The sequence below is a fragment of the Jatrophihabitans sp. genome (assembly GCF_036000465.1).
Classification (GTDB): Bacteria; Actinomycetota; Actinomycetes; order Mycobacteriales; family Jatrophihabitantaceae; genus Jatrophihabitans.
Genome location: NZ_DASYFV010000061.1, coordinates 1 through 20,630, shown reverse-complemented (window position 1 = coordinate 20,630; position 20,630 = coordinate 1). Strand labels below are relative to the sequence as shown.

The following is a 20,630-nucleotide window of genomic DNA, read 5'->3' as shown; positions in this document are numbered from 1 at the left end:
CGGCAGTCGTCGGGCCGCGAGCCGGACCAGACCGAGGCTGACGAGGGTCAGCACCGCACCGGTGACGAAGACGGCGCGCAGGCTGCCGGCGAGCAGGGCGCTGACGCCGATGATCGGACCGGACAGCAGGGCGCCGATGCGTTGTGCGTTCGACAGCAGCCCGGCGGCGGCGGCGGGGCCGGCGATGATCGACTGGAACAGCGTGAGGCCGACGCCGGCGATGACGGCGTAGAAGCCGGCGTTGAGCAGTTGCAGTGCGACGAGCGTGTAGCCGTTGGGCGCGACGCTGACGCCGAGGTAGTACGCGATGCCGAGCAGGCCGGCTACACCGAGCAGCGTGAGATCGTCGATCCGGCCCGAGTTGCGTCCGATGAGCAGCAGGAACGGCACCTCGAGCCCGGCCGCGACGCCGAGCGCGATCCCGCCCCAGAGCGGCGACAGGTGCAACGTCTGAGTGACGAACAGCGTCGTGACGGCGACGGCCGAGCTGTTCGTCGCCTGCAGGCCGGCGAACGCGGCGACGAGCAGCACCACCGCGGTCCGGGACGTACGGCGTGACGCCTCCGGCCGGGCCGGTTCCGCCGCGGGCACCGGTCGGGCCGTGCCGGCCGTGCGGTGCAGCGCACCGATGACGACCAGGTTGGCCACCCCGACCCCACCGATCGACAGCACCAGCGCGTGCCCGCCTCCGCCGGCGATGACGGCGCTCGCGAGCGGCGGCCCGGCCACCCACGCGGTCGAGAAGAACGCCCGGACCCGCACGACCTCCGCCGGGGGCGCGCCCGAATGGCGCACGAAGCCGAACAGCAGCGGCGTGCCGACCGCCGCCGGAGCGCCCAGCAGGACGAGGCCGATCACACCGGCCGGCAGCGAGCGCGCGAAGGTCAGGGCAACGCTCAGCGCCACCGTGAAGCCGGCGCAGCCGAACATGCCCCGGACGTACTCGCCGTGGCGATCGGCCCAGCGCGGGATCGCCCACGAGGTCACCAGGGCGGCGCCGTTGTAGATGGCGAGCACGACGGCGACCTGCCCGGTCGATGCCCCGAACAGGCTGACCAGCAGCAGCGCGAGCGCCGGGGTGAGGAACGAGAACTGCAGCCCCCAGAGGAACGCGATCGTCCGGGCGGCCAAGAGCGGGCTGAGAACGGGGATCGCGGTCACCTTTTGCAACGACGTGTGAGGTATTGCCTTTTCGGACGGTTGGTTCCAGAGTGCATCCGGGCCGGGCGCTCGCCCGACCACTCCTCCAGGGGGGCTCACCTTGAATGATGCGTCATCCCGGCGTGCGCGCCGGATCGCACTCGCCGCACTCGCTACCGCCGGACTCGCCGCCACCGCCACCACCGGGCTGGGGACCTCAGCCGCCGCGCTGAGCCGTCCGGCGGGCCACGCGCACGGCACCGCACCGATCCCCGCCGTGGCCGACCACGTGCTCGCGCACACCCTCGCGTTCCCGCCGGACACGGCCTACTGCCAGCAGCACCTCGGCATCAACTGCTACTCGCCGGTGCAGTACCAGAAGGCCTACGACCTCGCGCCGCTCTACGGTCACGGGGTCACCGGCAAGGGACGCACCATCGCCATCGTCGACTCGTTCGGTTCGCCGACGATCGCCGATGACCTGCACGTGTTCGACCAGAACTACGGCCTGCCCGACCCGCCGTCGCTGCAGATCATCCAGCCGGCGGGGGCCGTGCCGCCCTTCAACAACACCGACTCGACCCAGCTCGGCTGGGCCACGGAGACCACGCTCGACGTCGAGTACGCGCACGCCATCGCGCCCGGAGCGAAGATCCTGCTCGTCGAGACACCGGTCGCCGAGACCGAGGGGGTCACCGGCTTCCCGGAGATCGTCGCCGCCGAGAACTACGTGATCGACCACCGGCTCGCCGACGTCATCACGCAGAGCTTCGGCGCGACCGAGGAGACCTTCCCGTCGAAGGCCAGCCTGCTGTCGCTGCGGTCGGCCTTCAAGAACGCGGCCCGGCACGGCGTCACCGTCCTCGCGTCGTCCGGCGACACCGGCGTCACCAACTACAACGCCGACGGCAGCGCGCTCTACCCCAACCCGGTCAACTCCTGGCCGTCGTCCGACCCGCTGGTCACCAGCATCGGCGGCACCCAGCTGCACCTGGACGCGGCGGGCAACAAGGTCACGCCCGACAGCGTCTGGAACGACGGCTACGGTGCCGGCGGCGGGGGCCAGAGCCACGTCTTCGCCCGGCCGGACTTCCAGGACAGCGTCCGCTCGGTGGTGGGCCCGGCCCGCGGCACCCCGGACATCTCGATGTCGGCGGCCGTGGACGGCGGAGCGATCCTCTACTACAGCTTCGATCCCAATCGCATCGGTTGGCACATCGTCGGCGGGACGAGTGAGGCGAGCCCGCTGTTCTCCGGCATCGTCGCCCTCGCCGCGCAGTACGGCCACCACCGCCTCGGCACCATCAACGAGGCGCTCTACCGCCTCAACCGGCGGCACGCGTCGGGCATCGTCGATGTCACGTCGGGCGACATCTCCTTCAGCGGCGTGACCGGTCCGGCAGCGACGCCGGGCTACGACATGGCCTCCGGCGTCGGCACCGTCGACGCCGCGAGATTCGTCCCGCAGCTGGCCGCGGCCGGCGAGGACGGCCAGTAACCCCCGAGGGTTGAATCACCGCCGGATCGGACCGACCAAGCACACGGCCCGATCCGGCGGTCTCAGCCGCGGGGCGGCGCGCCCGCCACGCAGAACTCGTGGCCGTCCGGGTCGATCAGCACCGGGCGGCCCCCGTCGACGCCGATCGACGTGGCGCCGAGGGCGACGAGGCGTTCCACCTCGCTCGCCGGGTCGCGATCGGTGGGCGACAGCTCGAAGCGCAGCCGGTACCTCCCGGTCCTCGGACGCAGCGGCGGACCGCCCCAGCTGATCTTCGGGCCGCCGTGCGGTGCGCGGATCGCGGTCTCCTCGTCCTGGTCCCACACCAGCGGCCAGCCCAGCGCCCGGCTCCAGAAGAGACCGGTGGCGTGCGAGCCGTCGCAGGCGATCGCGCCGAGGAAGCCGCAGTCCGCGAGGAACGCGTTGCCCGGTTCGACGACGCAGAACTCGTTGCCCTCGGGGTCGGCGAGCACGACGTGCCCCTCGTCCGGCCGCTGCCCGACGTCGATCGGACCGGCGCCGAGGCCGAGCGCGCGTTCGACCGTCCGCTGCTGGTCGTCGAGGGACCGGCTGGTCAGGTCGAAGTGCATCTGGTTCGGGACGGTCTTCGGTGCGCCGGCGGGCTCGAAGCGCAGCGCGAACCCGGTGTCGTCGGGCGGGAGGAGCACGGCACCGCTCGACGACCAGCCGAGCAGCTCGCCCCAGAACCGCGCCAGGGCGGACGGGTCGTGCGCATCGACGCAGAGCGCGGCCAGCCTCGCGGCCACCGGTCAACCGCCGCCGTCGGCCAGCTCGGCGCCGAGCGGGACATCGCGGGAGTCGCGCGAGTCGAGCCATCCCTCGGGCAGCGAGACCCCGCGCCCGCCGCTCGTGCGCCCGCGCGGCTGGCCGAGCACGGCCTCGGGGAACGGTTCGCCCGGATCGAGCTGGGCCAGCAGGTCGTCGAGCTCGGCGAGCGACGACGCCGACGCCATGGCCGAGCGCAGCGTGCCGCCGACCGCGAAGCCCTTGAGGTACCAGGCGACGTGCTTGCGGAACTCGGTGACGCCGCGCTGCTCCCCCAACCACTCGCCGAGCAGCTCGGCGTGGCGGTGCATCATCGCGGCCACCTCCCCGAGCCGCGGCCGGATCCGCTCGCCGCGGCCGGCGAACGCCGCGGCGAGATCGGCGAACAACCAGGGCCGGCCGAGGCAGCCGCGGCCGACGACGACACCGGCGCAGCCCGTCTCGCGCACCATGCGCAGCGCGTCGTCGCCCTCCCAGATGTCGCCGTTGCCGAGGACGGGGATGTCGAGCAGGTCGGCGAGATCGGCGATGCGCGACCAGTCGGCGTGCCCGCCGTAGTACTCCTCGGCCGTGCGCCCGTGCAGGGCGACGTGCTTGACGCCGGCGTCCTGGGCGCGTAGCCCGGCCTCGCGGTAGGTGACGTGGTCGGCGTCGATGCCCACGCGCATCTTCACCGTGACCGGTAGCCCGCGCGCCTCGCGCACGGCGATCGTGACGATGTCGTCGAACAGGCCGATGCGCCATGGCAGCGCCGAACCGCCGCCCTTGCGCGTCACCTTGGGCACCGGGCAGCCGAAGTTGAGGTCGACGTGGTCGGCGAGGTCCTCGTCGACGATCATCCGCACCGCCGCCCCGACGACTGTCGGGTCGATGCCGTAGAGCTGGATCGAGCGGGGCGACTCGTCGGGCTCGAAGCGGATGAGCTGCATCGTCTTCGGGTTGCGCTCGACCAGGGCCCGGGTCGTTATCATCTCGCTGACGAACAGCCCACCCGCCTGACCCGGCGCGAGCTGGGACGCCATCGCTTCGCGGCACAGCCGCCGGAACGCGGTGTTCGTGATGCCGGCCATCGGCGCGAGCACCACCGGCGGGTCGGCGATCACACGCTCGGACAGGCGCAGCGGTGCCAGGGTGGTCGCGGTCATCGGGTGATCACCTCCAGGTCGGTGTGGCGGGCGATGGTGTCGAAGTCACGGTCGCGGTGGAGCACGGCCACGCGGTTGCGCACCGCGACCGCGGCCACCAGGCAGTCGGCCAACTGGCGTGGTGTCTCGCCGGACACCCGGCATCGACGGTAGACGTCGGCCGCGGCCAGCGCGTCGTCCCACCGGCGCTGCGGCAGGTAGGTGCACGCGCCGAGCGCCTGCTCGATGCCGGCCGCGCGGGCCGCCCCGGTGGCCCCGGCCAGCACCTCCATGATGACGATGTCGGTGGTCGCCACCTCGCCGGCCCGCAGCCGCTCCTGCAGGGCCAGGTCGGTGGGTGACCGGGTGCCGCGCAGCAGCTCGATCCAGGCCGAGCTGGCGGCGAGCACCGTCATCGGTCGAGGGGCACGTAGGTGCCTCGGAGGTCGTCGAGTTCGAGGCCGTCGCCCCACCCGGAACCGGACAGCGCGTCGATCTCGCGGGCGGTCAGCGGCCGCCGCCGCAGCTGGTTGAGCGCGAAGTTGACGGCGTCCCGCTTGCTGCGCAGGTCGAAGCGCTGCATGACCTCGGCGACGGCGTCGTCGTCCAGGTCGATGTTCGTCCGGCTCACCACACCACATTACACCTTGATGTGTACGGCCGGGCTTTCAGCAGCCGAGCAGCCGCGCACCCAGGTAGCGCTCGACCTGGTCGATGCCGACCCGCTCCTGCGCCATGGTGTCGCGCTCGCGGATCGTCACGGCGTTGTCGTCGAGCGTGTCGAAATCGACGGTGACGCAGAACGGCGTGCCGATCTCGTCCTGGCGGCGGTAGCGGCGGCCGATCGCCTGCGCGTCGTCGAAGTCGACGTTCCAGTGCTGCCGCAGCGTCGCGGCGAGGTCACGCGCCTTCGGCGACAGGTCGGCGTTGCGCGACAGCGGCAGCACGGCCACCTTGACCGGCGCGAGGCGCTTGTCGAGGCGCAGCACGGTGCGCTTCTCCATGACGCCCTTCGCGTTGGGCGCCTCGTCCTCGGTGTAGGCATCGAGCAGGAACGCGAGCACCGCGCGCGTCAGCCCGGCCGCCGGCTCGATGACGTAGGGCGTGTACCGCTCGTTCGTCGCCGGGTCGAGGTAGGTCATGTCCTTGCCCGACTTCTCCGAATGGGTCTTGAGGTCGAAGTCGGTGCGGTTGGCGATGCCCTCGAGCTCGGCGAACTCGGTGCCACCGAAACGGAAGCGGTACTCGATGTCGACGGTGCGGGTCGAGTAGTGGCTGAGCTTGTCCTTCGGGTGCTCGAAGTAGCGCAGGTTCTCGGGGTCGATGCCGAGGTCGGTGTACCAGTTCCAGCGCTGCTCGAGCCAGTACTCGTGCCATTGCGCGTCGGTGCCGGGCTCGACGAAGAACTCCATCTCCATCTGCTCGAACTCGCGGGTGCGGAAGATGAAGTTGCCCGGCGTGATCTCGTTGCGGAAGCTCTTGCCGGTCTGCGCGATGCCGAACGGCGGCTTCTTGCGCGACGTGTTCAGCACGTTGAGGAAGTTGACGAAGATGCCCTGCGCCGTCTCGGGCCGCAGGTAGTGCAGGCCCGACTCGTCCTCGACCGGGCCGAGGTAGGTGCGCAGCATGCCGCTGAACTGCTTGGGCTCGGTCCACTGGCCGCGGGTGCCGCAGTTCGGGCAGGCGATCTCGGCCAGGCCGCCCTCGGGCCGGCGCCCCTTGCGGGCCTCGAACTCCTCCTCGAGGTGGTCGGCCCGGTAGCGCCGGTGGCAGTTCTGGCACTCGGTGAGCGGGTCGGAGAACGTCGCGACGTGGCCCGACGCCTCCCACACGTCGGTCGCGAGGATGACCGCGGAGTCCAGGCCGACGATGTCGTCGCGGCTGGTGACCATCGACTTCCACCACTGCCGGCGGACGTTCTCCTTGAGCTCCACGCCCAGCGGGCCGTAGTCCCACGCCGACCGGCTGCCGCCGTAGATCTCGCTGGACGGGAACACGAAACCCCGCCGCTTGCTCAGGTTGACGACGGCATCGTTGTAGTTGGTGCCTCCGCGGGCAGCGGACGGGGCGGTGGACACGGTGTCTCCTGAGCGGGTTCGTCGGCGGTTTCGGGCGCAGTGTCTGCGGCTCCCAGGGTATCGGGGGCCGGTCGACGCATTCGCCGTCAGGCGGGGTCGGGCGTGCGATCGCTCGGGCTCGCGATCACCCCGCCGCCGGGAGCGACGTCCCGCAGCACCTCGAAGCCGCCCGGGAGGTCGATCGCCGACGCGAGCAGCGGGGTGGCGTGCAGCTTCACCTCGTAGCCACCGAGCGCGCGCCGGTAGGAACCGACGTTCTCCCACTCGGTGAGCAGCACCCAGGCGTCGGTGTCGTCGGTCGAGCGGCCGAGCGAGCCGCGCAGGTACCCCGGCCGGGCCGCGAGCGCGGCCAGGGCCGTCTCGGCCCGCTCGGCGAAGTCCGCGCTGTCGTCGCGGAAGTGGGTGATCGCGATCATCCGCCGGCACCGGGCGTCGGGGCGACCGGCCCGGCCCCGCCGAACCTCCGGTCGCGGCGGGCGTACTCGAGGCAGGCCTGCCACAGGTGCACGCGGTCGAAGTCGGGCCAGGGGGTGTCGACGAACGCGAGCTCGGCGTACGCCGCCTGCCAGAGCAGGAAGTTCGAGGTGCGCTGCTCCCCCGAGGTCCGGATCATCAGATCGACGTCGCCGATGCCGGGCTCGTCCAGATGGGCCTCGATCGTGCGCTCGTCGATCTTGGCCGGATTGATCGTGCCGGCCTGCACCTCCCGGCTGATCGCCCGCACGGCGTCGACGATCTCGGCCCGGCCGCCGTAGTTGACGCAGAACTGCAGGGTCAGCCGGTCGTTGTCGCGGGTGTACTCCTCGGCGTCCTCGAGCTGGCTGATCACGCTGCGCCAGAGCCGCGGACGGCGACCGGCCCAGCGGATGCGCACGCCGATCTCGGCGAGCTCGTCGCGGCGGCGGCGGATGACCTCCTTGTTGAAGCCCATCAGGAAGCGCACCTCCTCGGGCGAGCGCCGCCAGTTCTCGGTGCTGAACGCGTAGGCCGAGATGGTGTCGATGCCGAGCTCGATGGCGCCGTAGAGCACCTCCATCAGGCTGGCCTCGCCGGCGCGGTGGCCGTCGGTGCGCGACAGCCCGCGGGCCTGGGCCCAGCGCCCGTTGCCGTCCATCACTATGGCGACGTGCTTGGGGACGAGATCGGCCGGGATCGCGGGTGGCGTGGCACCGGAGGGGTGCGGTGGCGGAGCGGGCCACTCGGTGCGGCGACCGCGCAGCCGGGCCGCGACACCGGTCCGCGGGGCGGGCGTCGTCATCGCGCCAGGCTATCCGGATCGCGCGGGCGCTTGTCGCTGGACAGTCCTGGTGCAATGGCGGCATGAACCACGATCTCGTCCAACCGCCCGTCCTGGCCGCCGGTGATCGGGTCGCGGTGGTGTCGCCGTCGTTCGCCGTCCCGGCCGTGGCCCCGGCCAAGCACGAGCAGGCGATGGGGCGGATCCGGGACGAGCTCGGTCTCGAACCGGTGGAGTACCCGACGACCCGGCAGCTCGACTCGACACCGGCCGACCGCGCCCGCGACCTGCACGCGGCCTTCGCCGACCCGACGATCCGGGCGGTGCTGTCCACCCTCGGCGGGGAGGACCAGCTCACGGTGCTCCCCCACCTCGACCCGGCGGTGTTCCGGGCCGACCCCAAACCGTTCCTCGGCTACAGCGACAACACCAACCTGCTCAACTGGATGTGGTTCCACGGGCTCGCCGGATTCCACGGCGGCTCGACCCAGGTGCACCTCGGCCGGGGCGGCGGCACCCACCCGGCGTCGATGGCGTCGTTGCGCGCCGCCCTGTTCGGTGGCGACCTCGCGATCACCGAGGTCGACACGTTCAACGAGGACGAGATGGACTGGGACAACCCGGCCGCGCTGACCTCCGTCGCCTTCACCCTGCCGTCGGAGGGCTTCGTCTGGCACCGCCCCGAGCGGGTCGTCACCGCCCCGACGTGGGGCGGCAACGTCGAGATCCTGCAGTGGACGCTCGGGGTGTCGCGCTTCGTCCACCCGCCCGAGGTCTACGCCGGCTGCGTCCTGCTGTTGGAGACCTCGGAGGAGTTGCCGAGCGCGGACGAGGTCTTCCGCATCCTGCGCGTCATGGGCGAGCGCGGGCTGCTCGAGCAGTTCGCCGCGGCCGTGGTGGCCCGACCGAAGGCGTCCTTCATCCACACGCCCCGCTCGCCCGAACAGCGGGTCGTGTACCGGTCCGAACAGAAGGCGGCGGTGCGGCGCGCGTTCGAGCGCTACAACCCCGAGGCGATGATCGTGTTCGACGTCGACTTCGGCCACACCGACCCGCAGTGGGTGCTGCCCTACGGCGGACGGCTGACGCTGGACGGACCGAACCGCCGCATCACGGCGCACTTCGACCGCTAGCTCGTCCGGTCGACGAGGGGCAGTGAGCGCAGGCCGCGTTCGAGGTGCCACTGCAGGTGCGCCGCGACCAGACCGCTGGCCTCGCGTCGCGGCATGGCGTCGCTCGCGTCGGCCACGGCCCAATCGCCTTCGAGCAGGGCGATCAGCAGGGCGAGCGTTTCGCGCTGGGGCCGGGCCGAGCCGGGTGGGCGGCACGGCTCGCAGACCGCACCGCCCGCGGGCACGTTGAACGCGCTGTGCGGCCCGGGAGCCGAGCACTTGGCGCACTCGCGCAGCGCCATCTCCCACCCCGCGTTGGCCATGGCCCGGGTGAGGAAGGCGTCGAGGACGAGGCTGGCATCGTGCTCGCCCGCGGTCAGCGCGCGGAGTGCCCCGACCACCAGCAGGTAGAGCCGCAGCGCCGGCTCCCCCTCCTCGGTGAGCCGCTCGGCCGTCTCGCAGATGGCCGACGCGGACGTCCACCGGGCGTAGTCGTTGGAGAGCCGCGCGCCGAAGGCGTCGATGGACTCGGTCTGCTGCACGACGTCGAGCCCCCGCCGGCCGTTCGGGGACGCCTGCCCCTCGGGCAGGCGCGAGTAGAGCTGGACGTCGATGTGGCTGCCCGGTTCGAGCCGCGCCCCGAAGCGGGAGGACGTGCGCCGCACGCCCTTGCCGACCGCGCGCACCCGCCCGTGACGGCGGGTGAGCAGCGTGACGATGCGGTCGGCCTCGCCGAGCTTGTGCACCCGGAGGACGACCGCGTCGTCGCGGTACAGCGGCATGGGATCGATGGTCCCACCCGGCACCGACACCGGTGGCGCGCCGCGACCGGGCCGTGGCGCGTGTCGCCGGAGACCGGCGGGGCGTAGCGTCGGGACGGACCAGTCGCGCACCAATGGCGGACCACACTCGGACGCGTCCCTACCGCATGGCCGGTGAGCGGGCACCCGGAGGCGGCATGACCGGCACGAGGACCACATCCGATGATGGAGCGATGACCGAGACCGGTGGGCGGCGCCCGCTCCCCACCCCCGCCGCCCGGCCGCACCCGACGCAACGGCTCATCAGGCACAACGACATCCTCGACCTCGTCGTGCAGAACGCATCGCTGTCGAACATCCTGCAGGTGGTCACCGGCATGGTCGAGCGCGAGATCCGGGGCTGCCGGGCGTCGGTGCTGCTGCTCGACGAGCCCGGGCTGCACCTGCGGGCCGCGGCGGCGCCGTCCCTGCCGGCCGAGTACACCGCCGCGATCGACGGGGTCGAGATCGGCCCGCAGGTCGGCACCTGCGGCACGGCGGCCTACGAGAAGCGCGTCGTCATCACCACCGACATCGCCACCGACCCGGCCTGGGTCCCGTGGCTCGGGGCCGCCGCCGAGGCCGGGCTCGCGGCGTGCTGGTCCACCCCGTTCCTCGGCCTGCACGGCCGCGTGCTCGGCACCCTGGCGGTCTACTTCGACCATCCCTGCGCGCCCGCGGCCGGCGAGCTGGAACTGCTGCACGACGCCGGTCATCTCGCCGCCGTCGCCGTCCAGCACGACGCCGTGCGCCGGCTGCTGCACGACACGCACCGCACCCACCCGCTGACCGGCCTGCCCAACCGGGTGGCCCTGACCGAGCGGCTGCGGGCGGTCGAGGCCGACGCCGTCGAGACCGGCGACCGCTTCGCCGTCGTCCAGGTCGCCATCGAAGGCATGTCGCACATCAACGAGGGGCTCGGCCCGACCGTCGGCGACAGCGTGCTGCGCACCGTGGCCGGACGCCTCGGCCGGCTCATCGAGGGACGCGGCGTGGCCGCCCACCTCTGGGGCTGCGACTTCGTCGTCCTCGTCGTCGGCCTGCTCGACGACGACGACGCCCGCACGATGGCCGAGCAGATCCGCAGCGCGCTCACCGAACCGTTCGACGTCGAGGGCATGACCCTCGTCGTCGACGTGTCGATCGGGCTGTCGACCTACGGCTCCGACGTGCTCGATGCCGGCGATCCCGCCGACGAGCCGCTTCGCACCGCGAACGTCGCCCTCGAGCGGGCGAAACTCGCCGGCAACCAGGTCATCGGCGTCTACGACCCGCACTCCGACCCCGGCGCGGCCGTGCGCCTGCTGGCGCCGGAACTCCGGCGCGGCATGGACGACGAGGAGCTGACGCTCGCCTACCAGCCGGTCGTCACGCTCGGCGACGAGAAGCTCGACCACTACGAGGCGTTGCTGCGCTGGGCCAGCCCGCACGGCACGGTGTCGCCGGAGGAGTTCGTGCCGGTCGCCGAGCAGACCGGTCTCGTCGCCGACCTCGGCCGTTACGCGTTCAGCCGCGCGCTCGCCGAGACCGCCCGCGTGCGGGCGGCCGGGCGCGACGTCGGGGTGTCGGTGAATCTCAGCGTGCTGCAACTGTCCGACGAGGGGCTGCCCGGCCGCATCGCCGACCTGCTCGGCGAGTACGACGTGCCCGCGCACCGGGTGACCCTCGAGGTCACCGAGGGCGTGCTGCTCAACTCGGCGAAGGGCTGGGGCACGCTCGCCCGCATCCGCGACGTCGGGGTGCGGGTCTCGCTGGACGACTTCGGCACCGGGTTCAGCCAGATCGGCTACCTGCGTCGCTTCCGCTTCGACGAGATCAAGATCGACCGCACCTTCGTCCGCGACATGGAGAGCGACGTGATGGCCCGGGCCATCGTGGTCGGGACGATCGGGCTTGCCCGCGCCGCCGACATGGACGTCGTGGCCGAAGGCATCGAGAACCGCACCCAGGCCGACCTGCTGCGCGAGCTGGGCTGCACGCACGGCCAGGGCTACCTGTTCGGGCGGCCCGCCTCGACGCCGTCGGCGACGTAGCCGGGTTCGGCGACCGCCCGCAGCCGGGCGTGCAGAACCAGCCCGAGCCCGGCCATGAGCAGGCCGGCGCCGATCGTCACCGTGAACGCGGTGCGGGCGCCGTGCGCGTCGGCGATACCGCCGACCAGCGCCGCCCCCGCGCCGTAGCCGACGCTCAGCCCGGTGATGACCCAGGCCAGGCCCTCGGTCAGCGAGCCGCCGGGAACGAACTGCTCGACCAGGCCGAACGCGGTGATCAGCGTCGGGGCGATGCCCATCCCGACGACGAACGCGCAGGCGGCGAGCAGCCCCACGTTCACGGCGGCGAGGAACAGCAACGGCAGCAGCCCGAACACCAGGGCCTGGAGCCGGAAGCGGTCGAGCAGCGGCAGGTGCCAGGCCCGCGCGCCGTAGGCGAACCCGGCCACCGCGCTTCCGAAGGCGAGGGAGGCGAGCACCGCGCCGCTCACGCCGCGCTGCCCGTGCTGCCCGCAGAACGCGACGATGGTCACCTCGGCGCTGGCGAAGATCATGCCCATGGCGCCGGAGAACACGGTCAGCAGCGGCATGCCGCGCTCGCGCACGGCCGAGCGCGGACGCTCCGCGCCCGCCTCGTGCGGCGGCGGCTCCGACCCGCGCAGCAGGCTGAGGCGCACCGCCCCGGCGAGCACCAGCGCCACCGCCAGGTAGAGCACCAGCACCGGCTTCACCTGCACCGCGATGACGGTCGCGATGATCGGCCCCAGCACGAAGATCACCTCGTCGAGGGTCGACTCGAGCGAGTACGCCGTGCCGAGCTCGGGGCGACCGGCCAGCACGTAGGACCAGCGGGCCCGCACCAGCGAGCCGACCGACAGGTAGCTGAACCCGGCGATCGCGGTGGGGGCGACGAGGGTCCAGTCGGGCAGGTCGAGGGAGAAGAACAGGGCGAGCAGGACGGCCGCGACCGCGTGCACGAGCGACATCGGCACGAGCACGCGGCGCTGGCCGAGCCGGTCGCTGAACCGGGCGAGCGTCGGGTTGCCCACGCCGTTGGCGATGACATAGATACCGCTGAGCACCCCACCGAAAGCGTAGTGACCGTCGCGGGCCGACACGATCAGCACGAGCCCGATCGGGTACATCGCGATCGGCAGGCGCATGACGAAGCCGGCGACGCAGAAGGCCGTCGTGCCCGGCTGCCGGAAGACCGACCGGTAGGTGTCGAGCACCTCAGAACCCGAGGCGGTCGAGCTTCTTCGGGTCGCGCTGCCAATCGCGCTCGACGGCCACGTGCAGGGCGAGGTGCACCTTCTCGCCGAGCAGTTCCTCGATGGCCGGACGCGCGGTGGTGCCGATCTTCTTCAACCGCGAGCCGCCCGGGCCGATGACGATGCCCTTCTGGCTGTCGCGTTCGAGGTGGACGGTGGCGAAGACCTCCTGCAGCCCCGAGTCGCGCCGCTTGATCTCGTCGATGGTAACCGCGATCGAGTGCGGGAGCTCGTCGCGCACGCCGTCGAGCGCGGCCTCGCGGACCAGCTCGGCGATGCGGGTCTCGACGTCGTGGTCGGTCAGCACGTCGTCGGGGTACAGCATCGGGCCCTCGGGCAGGCGCGCGATCAGCAACTCGGCCAGCAGGTCGACCTGCTCCCCCGCCACGGCCGACACCGGCACGACCTCGGCGAAGTCACCGAGCTGGGAGAGGGCGAGCAGCTGCTCGGCGACCCGCTGCTTGGACGTCGCGTCGGTCTTGGTCACGATGCCGATGACCGGTGCGTTCAGCTGGGCGAGCTCGGCGGCGATGAAGCGATCGCCCGGGCCGATGCGCTGGTCGGCGGGCACGCAGAACCCGACGACGTCGACCTCGGCGAGCGTGCTGCGCACGACGTCGTTGAGCCGCTGCCCGAGCAGGGTGCGCGGCCGGTGCAGGCCCGGGGTGTCGACGAGCACGAGCTGGCCGTCCTCGCGCGACAGGATGCCGCGCACGGCGTGCCGGGTGGTCTGCGGCTTGTCGCTGGTGATGACGATCTTGCTGCCGACGAGGGCGTTGGTCAGGGTGGACTTCCCGGCGTTCGGGCGTCCGACGAAGCAGCAGAAGCCCGAGCGGAAGGTCACCCGGCCATCCTCCCACCTGGACGGGAGTGGGATTGACCCCTTCGCCGTGCGGTCGCCCAGGGGGCGATGACACGATGACCGGGTGATCCACCGCCTGCTCGCCACCGCAGTGCTGCTCGCACTGCTCGCCGGCTGCACGTCGTCGACGACGCCGCCCGCGCCCGGCTCCTCGGTCGTCACCCGCACGCAGACGCTGACCCGCCCGCCGTCGCCGTCGGGCGCCGTCGTGGCCGGACCGACCAGCGCCGTGCCCGCGCCGGCCTGTCCCTTCGCCGGGCAAGCCTTCGTCCGCGACACGATCGGCATGCGACTCGGCCGGGTCAGCGTGCTGAAGTCGGGTGGGCAGGTCGTCGGCTGCCGCATCTACGCGGTGCAGGACTCACCGTTCACGACGTCGGAGAACCTCCCCGGCCCGAACCAGCCGGTCGTCGAGGTCGTCATCACCGAGTACCCGACCGCGGTGGCTGCCCACAACGCGTTCGTCCGCATGGCCCAGCAGGGCCGCAACCCGCAGCAGAACGCGCTCGGCCGCGGCGTCACCGGCGTCTGCTTCCAGACGGACTTCTACGCCAAGGACAAGGGTCAGGACTGGGCCTGCGGGTTCAGCCTCGGCACCCGCGCCGTGCTCGTGCGCACCGTGGTGGTCTCCCCGGCGCTGAACGCGGTGCTTGTGACCCGCCGGGTACTGAGTGCCCTCTAGGCGGGCGTTCCTCGCCCTGGCCGGGGCCGGCGCGCTGTCCGCGTGCTCGACCCGGTCGAGCCGGACGACGAAGGGACCGAAGACCGTGAGCCCCACTCGCAGCGCCTACGGCACGGACGCATCGCAGTTCGGCGAGCTGACGCTGCCCGGCGCCGCGTCGGCGCCGGACGTGGTCGTCATCGTGCACGGCGGTTTCTGGCGGGCCCGGTACGGCCTCGACCTCGGCCGCCCGCTCGCCGCCGACCTCGTCGCCCACGGCTACGCGGCCTGGAACCTCGAGTACCGGCGGGTCGGCAACGGCGGGGGCTGGCCGCAGACGTTCGACGACGTCGCCGCGGGCATCGATCACCTGGCCGTGCTCGCCGCCGAGCACGAGGCGATCGCGGGCGCGGTGCGGGCCGGGCGGGTCGTGGCGGTCGGGCACTCGGCCGGTGGCGAGCTCGCCGTGTGGGCGGCCGGCCGGGCCGGCCTGCCGGCCGGTGCCCCGGGCGCGGCGCCGAAGGTCACCCTGGCCGGCGTCGTCTCGCAGGCGGGCGTGCTCGATCTCGCCGTCGCGGCAAACACCGGCGTCGGCAGCGGCGCGCCGCAGGACCTGCTCGGCGGCACGCCGGCCCAGCACCCGGACCGCTACCGGCTGACCGACCCGATCCAGCAGGTGCCGCTCGCCGCGCCGGTGCTGTGCGTGCACGCCCGCGCCGACCAGAACGTGCCCTACGCGCAGAGCACGGCCTATGTCACGGCGGCGACCCGGGCGGGCGGCCACGCCCGGCTCGTCCCGGTCGAGGGCGACCACTTCACGCTCATCGACCCGGCCACGCCGGCGTGGGCGGTCGTGCGCGACGCCGTGCCCGGGCTGGCCGCGGGTCGCCTGCCGGCCTGAGGTCAGCGGCGACCGAAGTCGATGGTCAGCCAGATCCGGTGGTGGTAGGTGTCCACGACCGCGCTGACGCCGACCTCGCGGAACTGCCAGCTGAGGATGTTCTGCCGGTGGGCGTCGTAGGGCGAGCGCTCGCCGTACATCGCACGCTGCAGGCTCACGACCGCCGCGGTGGTGAATGTGCTGGTGTAGGCGACGTTCTCGCCGCAGGTCGTCCACGGGTAGCCGGCGTAGTCCTCCCGGCCACCGAGGTTGCGTTCGCCCGCGAGCTGGTGCGACATCGTGTTGTACTTCGCCATCACCAGGCCGTGGCGGCGCGCGGAGAGCTGCAGGTGGTAATTGACGCCCAGCGGGGCCCGGCCGTTGGCCTTGCGCTCACCGTTCATCGTGGAGAGGACGGCCGCGGCCAGCGTGTTCTCGGCCGCGGTGTTGGCCGAGGCGGGTGGTGCCACGGCGACCAGCAGCGGGACGAACAGTGCGGTGAGGGCGATCAGGACCGAGGGGAAGCGTGTTTTGGCAGGCATTGGGGGGATACCGTCCGGGAGGCGTAGGGCAACCGGATCCGGGGGGGATGTCCGGCCTGAACCGAGTGGGGGATCGGCTCAGCACTGATGTTCTCACCGTAAACGTGATTTGCACGACCCACCTGGGTTCAACGTGGTGGAAAAATCACGCAGCATGCACCTGGCGTAACCGTCGTAACTGTGAGTGTTCGGACAGTGTTAGGAGGCGACCGATCCGTCCAGGTTGGCCCGGTGGATGACCGCCGACGCCGAGACGTCACGCACGGCCTGCTCCCCCGCCGGGTCCGTGGGGTCGGCGCCGAGCACCGCGGCCGCCTCGAGCCCGGGTGCCCCGGACGACACGGCCATGGCCACCGCGACCTGCAGCGCGGTGAGCGCCAGCGAGGGCAGCTCGACCGACGCGGCGACGTAGGTGCGGCCGTCGCCGTCGCGCACCGCCGCGCCCTGGGCCGCACCGGTGCGGGCCCGGGCGGAGCGCGCGAGCGTCACCAGCTTCGCGTCCTCGGCGTCCAACTCGTCCGACATCACTGACCCACCCTCGCCTCGGTCTCGCGACCGTTCTGGTCCTGCTCCTCGTCGACCGGCACCACTCGCGAAACGAGCACGGTGTCGACCCGGTTGCGCCGCCCGCCGACGTCCTCGGCCACCAGCTCAAGGCCGTGCACGACGGCCTTCGAGCCCGCGATCGGGACGCGGCCGAGCGCCTCGGCCAGCAGGCCGCCGACCGTCTCGACGTCGTCCCGGTCGGGCAGTTCGATCGCGAACAGCTCGCCGAGATCCTCGACAGCCAGCCGGGCGGTGACCCGGGCCGAGATGACGGAGTCATCGGACGACAGCACCTCGATCGGGGCCCGCTCGACGTCGTACTCGTCGGTGATCTCACCGACGATCTCCTCGAGGATGTCCTCGATGGTGATGAGCCCGGCGGTGCCGCCGTACTCGTCGATGACGATGGCGATGTGCGAGCGCGCGGCCTGCATCTCGCGCAGCAGCGCGTCGACTGGTTTCGACTCCGGCACGTAGGCCACGCTGCGCATGATCTCCCCGACCGTGGTCGTCCGGGCCCGCTCGGGGTCCTGCGCGCGGCGGGCGAGATCCTTGAGGTAGGCGACGCCGACGACGTCGTCGGCGTTCTCACCGACGACGGGGACGCGGGAGAAGCCGCTGCGTAACGCGAGCGCGAGGGCCTGGCGGACGGTCTTGGTGCGCTCTATCCAGACGACCTCGGTACGCGGCACCATCACCTCGCGGGCGATGGTGTTGCCGAGCTCGAACACCGACTGGATCATCTGCCGCTCGCCGTGCTCGACGACGCCGTGCTCCTCGGCCATGTCGACGAGTTCGCGGAGCTCGACCTCGGAGGCGAACGGGCCGTCGCGCAGGCCGCGACCCGGCGTGATCGCGTTGCCCAGCAGGGTGAGCATGGAGGCCAGCGGGTTGAAGATGCGGCCGAGCAGCCGGACCCAGCGGGCTCCGGCCAGGGCCACCTGGTTGAAGTGCAGCCGGCCGAGCGTGCGGGGCCCGACCCCGACGACCGCGTAGCAGATGACGATCATGATCAGGACGGTGAGCACCGGCACCGGCCAGCGCGTGCCGAAGTTCTCGCGGGCCACGATGGCGACGAGGACGGTCGCGCTGAGCTCGCAGGTCAGGCGCAGCAGGAGCAGCAGGTTCGTGTACCGGGCCCGGTCGGCCATGATCACCGCGAGCGCCTTGGCGCCCTTGCGGTCCTCGCGCACGAATTCCTCGGCCCGGGCCTTCGACACCCGGGCCAGGGCGGAGTCGACACACGCGAAGAGCCCGCCGATCGGGATCAGCGCGATCGCCACGAGGAGAGCGACTAGGTCGGAGCTCATGTCAGCGACGGGAGTCCCGGATCTCGCCGCCGGTGCCGGGCCGCGGGGCCCGGATCGGTCCGCGCTTGGTGGCGCGCGCCCAGTCCGTCACGAGCCGCGCCTGCAGTTCGAACATCTCCCGCTCCTCGTCCGGCTCGCCGTGGTCGTAGCCGAGCAGGTGCAGGATGCCGTGCGTGCACAGCAGGTGCAGCTCGGCCTCGGTGCTGTGACCGGCCGATGCCGCCTGGTCGGCCGCCACCGCCGGGCACAGCACGACGTCGCCGAGCATCGCCTCGCCCGGGTTCGCGTCGGTGCCGGGCGGCGCCGACGGGTCGACGCGCTCGGCCGGGCCGGCGGCGCCGTCCATCGGGAACGCCATCACGTCGGTGGGCCCGGGAAGGTCCATCCACTGCACGTGCAGGGCGGCCATCGTGTCGGTGTCGACCAGCAGCACCGACACCTCGGCGAGCGGATCGATGCGGAGCGCGTCGAGCACGAAGCGACCGAGTTGCGCGAGGGCGGTCTCGTCGATCTCGACGCCGGACTCGTTGTTGACCTCGATGCTCATGAGGGTGCGGTCACCGTCTCGGTTTGGCGTGCCGCGTCGTCCCCGACGGGGCCGCGTGGGACTGGGCGGCGGCGTCGTGCCGCTCGTAGGCATCGACGATCTCGCCGACGAGTCGGTGCCGCACGACGTCGGTCGAGGTGAGGTTCGCGAAGTGGACGTCCTCGATGTCGGCGAGGATGTCGCGCACGACCCGCAGCCCGCTGCGCTGATCGCCCGGCAGGTCGACCTGGGTGATGTCACCGGTGACCACGATCTTCGAGCCGAAGCCGAGCCGGGTCAGGAACATCTTCATCTGCTCGGGCGTCGTGTTCTGCGCCTCGTCCAGGATGATGAACGCGTCGTTGAGCGTGTTGTGCGTGACGATGAAGTCGTCGGTGACGTAGAGCGAGTCCGCGGCGGCGACCTGGATGCACACCGTCTCGGTCTCATCGACGGGCTCGATGGCCGTGATGAACCGCATGGGGCTACCGCCGCCGACAGCTTCGTAGGCGGCCCGCTTGCGCTGCAGGCGGAAGGGCACGAGCTGGGCGGGCAGGTGGATCTCCAGGACGTAGCAGTCGTGGCGGTCACCGACCGGTCGCCCGTTCGCGAACCCGGGCTTGCGACCTTCGGCCGCCCGCGTCCGCGAGTACGCGACGCCGCCCAGCGACCGCACCAGCCAGATGACGTCGTCGCGGAGTTGGGCCGAACCGGTCGTGTACTGGATGCGGCCGGTGCGGCTGTCCTGCGTGACCGGACCGCCGTCGCTGTCGAGCAGACCCTGCAGGACGGAGAGTCGGGTGTCGGCGGAGTTGACCAGGTACTCCAGCGGCACGAATTTCGTGTGCGACTTCGTGCCGAGCAGACGTAGTCGGCGCAGCATCCCCGTCACAGGGTTCTCGGTGATCACTCCCCCGTGGGAGCCACTGGTGGGGACGTGGTCGAGGCCGCCCTCGTGACGCACCGTGATCCGAGGGAGTGCAGCCTGCAGGGCGTCGGCGAGTTCAGGGTCGCTCGTCGCGAAGGAAGGGGTGGTCGACCCGGTGAGGCACCCGTCGCCGAGCAGCAGACCGAGCGCGTACGGATCCATCGGCACCGAAGCAGGCACGAACTCGACCGGCGCGACGACCGGCAACTCGTATCGATGGACGTGTCCACGGCGCAGGCTGCCGATCATGTCCTGCGTCTGCAGCGTGCGCCATGGCCGGCCGTGGGAGCGGTCATCGACCGTCCGCACCGTCCACAGGTGCTCGCCGCAGGCGAGGGTCGACGCGCCGTCCTGCGTGGTCACGCGGTAGACGTGCTTGCGGCCCTGCGGGTAGACGCCCAGCACCGGGGTCGGCCGGCCGTTCGCACCGACGACGAGATCGCCGACCTCGAGGTCACCGATGCGCCCGGCACCGTCTGGCGTCATGACCGTCGCGTCCAGCGGTTGCGCCCGGCCCCGCATGTAGGCCAGCGGCGCGATCTCGATGGTGCCGGCCTGCATCAGCCGGGGCAGCGAGTCGGGGTCGAGCATGTCGTGCAGCGCGTCGAGCAGCGGGCGCAGGTAGGGGTCGATCTTGTCGTGCAGCGTGCCGGGCAGGAAGCCGAGCCGCTCGCCGGCCTCGACGGCCGGGCGGGTGAGGATGATGCGGTTGACCTCCTTGGCCAGCAGCGCCTGCACGGCCTTGGCCACCGCCAGATAGGTCTTGCCGGTACCGGCCGGCCCGATGCCGAAGACCACCGTGTGCTCGTCGATGGCGTCGACGTAGCGCTTCTGGTTCACCGTCTTCGGACGGATGTTCTTCCCGCGCCGCGACAGGATGTTCAGGCTCAGCACCTCGGCCGGACGCGCTTCCCCGCCGGCGGCGAGGATGCCGTGCACGCGCGACACCGAGTCGGGCGTGAGGTGCTGGCCGGACTCGATCAGCTCGAGCAGCTCCTCGAACAGGCGCACCGCGACGGCGTTGTCGGCAGCCGAGCCGCTGATGGTGATCTCGTTGCCGCGGACGTGCACGTCGCTGTCGAGGCGGCTCTCGATGATGCGCAGCAGCTGGTCGCGCGAGCCGAGCAGCGCCACCATGGCCTGCTCACCCGGCACGACGAGAGTCGTGGAGACGCGATCCGCACCCGCGGACTGGTCTGACTGTGGTGACAATGCAGGCTTTCTGGTCGGGCTTCGCGGTCGCCGCGGGAAGGGGCGACGACTCCACTGTACCGGCGGGAAGGCCCCCGATAACGGGTCGATGTGGTTGCCAGACGACACGGACGCCGGCGCAGTCGC

At 72.0% G+C, this 20,630-nt stretch carries 21 protein-coding genes; 5 read left to right on the top strand and 16 right to left on the bottom strand.

The window, feature by feature from the left end:
* Positions 1-1,161, bottom strand: a 1,161-nt coding sequence (locus VGN18_RS18020; protein ID WP_327541105.1) for an MFS transporter, incomplete at its 3' end; no start/stop codon positions are given.
* A 100-nt stretch (positions 1,162-1,261) separates the two neighbouring features.
* Between VGN18_RS18020 and VGN18_RS18015 the strand changes: the two genes are divergently transcribed.
* The gene (locus VGN18_RS18015) at positions 1,262-2,638 is read left to right on the top strand and encodes a S53 family peptidase (RefSeq protein WP_327541104.1); all 1,377 of its coding nucleotides are present in this window, start codon (positions 1,262-1,264) and stop codon (positions 2,636-2,638) included.
* A 62-nt stretch (positions 2,639-2,700) separates the two neighbouring features.
* On the opposite strand, the gene VGN18_RS18010 is transcribed toward VGN18_RS18015, so the two are convergent.
* The 7 genes from VGN18_RS18010 to VGN18_RS17980 form a co-directional block, all read right to left on the bottom strand.
* Positions 2,701-3,405, bottom strand: coding sequence for a VOC family protein (locus VGN18_RS18010; RefSeq protein WP_327541103.1), 705 nt, complete (start codon positions 3,403-3,405; stop codon positions 2,701-2,703).
* 3 nt (positions 3,406-3,408) lie between these two features.
* Complete coding sequence (gene dusB, locus VGN18_RS18005) at positions 3,409-4,569, bottom strand: tRNA dihydrouridine synthase DusB (RefSeq protein WP_327541102.1); 1,161 nt, start codon at positions 4,567-4,569, stop codon at positions 3,409-3,411.
* On the bottom strand, positions 4,566-4,964 hold the full coding sequence (gene vapC / locus VGN18_RS18000; protein ID WP_327541101.1) for a type II toxin-antitoxin system VapC family toxin: 399 nt from the start codon (positions 4,962-4,964) through the stop codon (positions 4,566-4,568). Before vapC ends, dusB begins: the two co-directional genes overlap by 4 nt.
* A complete protein-coding gene (locus VGN18_RS17995; protein WP_327541100.1) occupies positions 4,961-5,179 on the bottom strand; it encodes a type II toxin-antitoxin system VapB family antitoxin in 219 nt (72 codons plus the stop codon). Before VGN18_RS17995 ends, vapC begins: the two co-directional genes overlap by 4 nt.
* A gap of 37 nt (positions 5,180-5,216) precedes the next feature.
* Entirely contained in the window at positions 5,217-6,626 is a 1,410-nt protein-coding gene (locus VGN18_RS17990) for a glycine--tRNA ligase (RefSeq protein WP_327541099.1), read from the bottom strand.
* Positions 6,627-6,712: 86 nt separating this feature from the next.
* Entirely contained in the window at positions 6,713-7,042 is a 330-nt protein-coding gene (locus VGN18_RS17985) for an antibiotic biosynthesis monooxygenase (RefSeq protein ID WP_327541098.1), read from the bottom strand.
* On the bottom strand, positions 7,039-7,884 hold the full coding sequence (locus VGN18_RS17980; RefSeq protein ID WP_327541097.1) for an isoprenyl transferase: 846 nt from the start codon (positions 7,882-7,884) through the stop codon (positions 7,039-7,041). The genes VGN18_RS17985 and VGN18_RS17980 overlap by 4 nt, the downstream gene beginning before the upstream one ends.
* 62 nt (positions 7,885-7,946) lie before the next feature.
* Here VGN18_RS17980 and VGN18_RS17975 point away from each other — a divergent pair, with 62 nt between their 5' ends.
* Positions 7,947-8,996 (top strand): S66 peptidase family protein, encoded by a 1,050-nt coding sequence (locus VGN18_RS17975; RefSeq protein ID WP_327541096.1) that lies wholly within the window; start codon positions 7,947-7,949, stop codon positions 8,994-8,996.
* Here VGN18_RS17975 and recO read toward each other — a convergent pair.
* Positions 8,993-9,757 carry a DNA repair protein RecO gene (gene recO, locus VGN18_RS17970; RefSeq protein ID WP_327541095.1) on the bottom strand — a complete coding sequence of 255 codons (765 nt, stop codon included), beginning with the start codon at positions 9,755-9,757 and terminating at the stop codon, positions 8,993-8,995. The two genes, VGN18_RS17975 and recO, sit on opposite strands and share 4 nt — an antisense overlap.
* A 212-nt stretch (positions 9,758-9,969) precedes the next feature.
* Here recO and VGN18_RS17965 point away from each other — a divergent pair, with 212 nt between their 5' ends.
* Complete coding sequence (locus VGN18_RS17965; RefSeq protein WP_327541094.1) at positions 9,970-11,808, top strand: putative bifunctional diguanylate cyclase/phosphodiesterase; 1,839 nt, start codon at positions 9,970-9,972, stop codon at positions 11,806-11,808.
* Here the strand turns inward: VGN18_RS17965 and VGN18_RS17960 are convergent.
* Positions 11,766-12,998: an MFS transporter gene (locus tag VGN18_RS17960; RefSeq protein ID WP_327541093.1), complete on the bottom strand. Its 1,233-nt coding sequence runs from the start codon at positions 12,996-12,998 to the stop codon at positions 11,766-11,768. The genes VGN18_RS17965 and VGN18_RS17960 overlap by 43 nt on opposite strands.
* A 1-nt stretch (position 12,999) precedes the next feature.
* Positions 13,000-13,881, bottom strand: a complete 882-nt coding sequence (gene era / locus VGN18_RS17955; protein WP_327541092.1) for a GTPase Era — start codon at positions 13,879-13,881, stop codon at positions 13,000-13,002.
* A gap of 82 nt (positions 13,882-13,963) precedes the next feature.
* Between era and VGN18_RS17950 the strand changes: the two genes are divergently transcribed.
* Both VGN18_RS17950 and VGN18_RS17945 read left to right on the top strand, forming a co-directional pair.
* Entirely contained in the window at positions 13,964-14,581 is a 618-nt protein-coding gene (locus VGN18_RS17950; protein ID WP_327541091.1) for a hypothetical protein, read from the top strand.
* Between the two features lie 85 nt (positions 14,582-14,666).
* Entirely contained in the window at positions 14,667-15,461 is a 795-nt protein-coding gene (locus VGN18_RS17945) for an alpha/beta hydrolase family protein (protein WP_327541090.1), read from the top strand.
* 2 nt (positions 15,462-15,463) lie between these two features.
* Here VGN18_RS17945 and VGN18_RS17940 read toward each other — a convergent pair whose 3' ends face one another.
* The 5 genes from VGN18_RS17940 to VGN18_RS17920 form a co-directional block, all read right to left on the bottom strand.
* A complete protein-coding gene (locus VGN18_RS17940; protein ID WP_327541089.1) occupies positions 15,464-15,982 on the bottom strand; it encodes a CAP domain-containing protein in 519 nt (172 codons plus the stop codon).
* A gap of 198 nt (positions 15,983-16,180) precedes the next feature.
* Positions 16,181-16,507 (bottom strand): cytidine deaminase, encoded by a 327-nt coding sequence (locus VGN18_RS17935; protein WP_327541088.1) that lies wholly within the window; start codon positions 16,505-16,507, stop codon positions 16,181-16,183.
* Positions 16,507-17,838, bottom strand: coding sequence for a hemolysin family protein (locus VGN18_RS17930; protein ID WP_327541087.1), 1,332 nt, complete (start codon positions 17,836-17,838; stop codon positions 16,507-16,509). Before VGN18_RS17930 ends, VGN18_RS17935 begins: the two co-directional genes overlap by 1 nt.
* A 1-nt stretch (position 17,839) precedes the next feature.
* Positions 17,840-18,385, bottom strand: a complete 546-nt coding sequence (gene ybeY / locus VGN18_RS17925; protein WP_327541086.1) for an rRNA maturation RNase YbeY — start codon at positions 18,383-18,385, stop codon at positions 17,840-17,842.
* A gap of 10 nt (positions 18,386-18,395) precedes the next feature.
* Positions 18,396-20,429, bottom strand: a complete 2,034-nt coding sequence (locus tag VGN18_RS17920; RefSeq protein WP_349259962.1) for a PhoH family protein — start codon at positions 20,427-20,429, stop codon at positions 18,396-18,398.
* Positions 20,430-20,630 lie beyond the last annotated feature (201 nt).